General features: G+C 63.3%; 2 protein-coding genes and 2 pseudogenes. 1 reads left to right on the top strand and 3 read right to left on the bottom strand.

What is annotated here, in order from left to right; translation table 11 throughout:
• Positions 1-288, top strand: a pseudogene (locus tag EN884_RS36335) (hypothetical protein); the annotation flags it as partial.
• 20 nt (positions 289-308) lie between these two features.
• Here EN884_RS36335 and EN884_RS36330 read toward each other — a convergent pair.
• The 3 genes and pseudogenes from EN884_RS36330 to EN884_RS36320 all read right to left on the bottom strand — a co-directional run.
• Entirely contained in the window at positions 309-623 is a 315-nt protein-coding gene (locus EN884_RS36330) for a type II toxin-antitoxin system RelE/ParE family toxin (RefSeq protein WP_063167878.1), read from the bottom strand.
• Complete coding sequence (locus EN884_RS36325; protein WP_063167877.1) at positions 613-888, bottom strand: type II toxin-antitoxin system ParD family antitoxin; 276 nt, start codon at positions 886-888, stop codon at positions 613-615. The genes EN884_RS36330 and EN884_RS36325 overlap by 11 nt, the downstream gene beginning before the upstream one ends.
• 105 nt (positions 889-993) lie before the next feature.
• Positions 994-1,249 (bottom strand): annotated as a pseudogene (locus EN884_RS36320) (glycerol acyltransferase); the annotation flags it as partial.

The following is a 1,249-nucleotide window of genomic DNA, read 5'->3' as shown; positions in this document are numbered from 1 at the left end:
GTCGAGCATCACGCCGCCGAGATCACGATGAAGCTGGTGCGCGAAACCGGTGGCGAGGCGATCGCCGACACGTCCTGGTCACTGCTCAACGAGTCCGGCGATCCGATCAAGGAAACCGTCGGCGCTTTCGCCTCGATGGTGCTGGCCGAGGGCGACTACACCATCATCGCCAAGAACCGCGACCGCATCTACCAGAAGGATTTTACGGTCGTGGCCGGGCAGAACCAGGAAATCGAGGTTCTGGCCACCGAGGCCGCGGCGATGGATCCTGAAGAAGGCGCGGATTAGTTCGCAATCCACCAGAAGAATCAGGTGTCTGCGTCATCCTCTGAACCAGCAGGATAATCCTGTCCGCCGTAGAGCACGCGCAGGATGACCACGGTGTCACCGTCGACCCGGAAAACGATCGACACGCGGCGTTCAAAGCCGACGATGCGGACGCCGGGGCCAACAGTGTCGCGCACGGTCCCGCGCTCCGGGAAGTTGGACAGCGCCATGCACGCGGCCTCTATGCGGTCGACATAGTCGTCGGCACGTCTGCTCCCGCTGTCGTTTTCGATGTAGTCGTAGATGGCGAAGAGGTCGGCTTGAGCCGCCGGTCTGAAGACGACCTTATGTGTCAAGCTTGGAGGCCTTCATGCGGTCCGCATGATGGGCGCGCAGCGCTTTGAAGACGTCTTCTGCCGGGATGTCCGGACGCGGGTCGTCAAGGGCTTCCTGGACCTTGGCGCGCATAATCGCGGTGATGGTCTGCTCTTCGCGGTCGAGGGCGCGCAGCGCGGCGCGCATCACCTCGCTGGCGGAGTCGTAGGCACCCGACGCCAGGCGTACGTCAACGCTGGCCTGCTGGCGGCCGAGGGTCACGGTGATCGGTTTGCTGGTTCTCATGGCAAGCTCTTTCCTTGCCCTAATATAGCGCATGACATTACAGTGTCATACTATTTTTCTCAACGGCCAGCCAAGACTCGGCCCTGTGAGCCGGACGTTTATTGTTCAAGCCGCCAGTTCGGTCCGCGCCGGCAGGAACGGGATCCGGCGGCGTGGCAAAGCTGGCGCCAGGTCGAACACGCCGCGATGGAGGCGGTCGAGCAAGGCCTTGCGGTCGCGCAACGGCTCCAGTTCGCTCCAGCTCAGCACATCGCCGACGCGCACGTCGATCGCCTTGCCCGACAGCCGCGCGAATTCGTGGATGAGCAGCGATGTGCGCAGCGTCAGCGAGGCCTTGCCGACGAACTTGGCCACCCGGCCG

Source organism: Mesorhizobium sp. M7A.F.Ca.AU.001.01.1.1 (assembly GCF_004022735.1).
Lineage (GTDB): Bacteria > Pseudomonadota > Alphaproteobacteria > Rhizobiales > Rhizobiaceae > Mesorhizobium > Mesorhizobium ciceri.
The sequence above is the reverse complement of the archived record's forward strand: the minus strand, read 5'-3'. Positions and strand labels throughout refer to the sequence as shown.

Coding starts and splice junctions, on each gene's coding strand:
- EN884_RS36325 (WP_063167877.1), bottom strand. CDS start 888: ATGAGAACCAGCAAACCGATCACCGTGACCCTCGGCCGCCAGCAGGCC.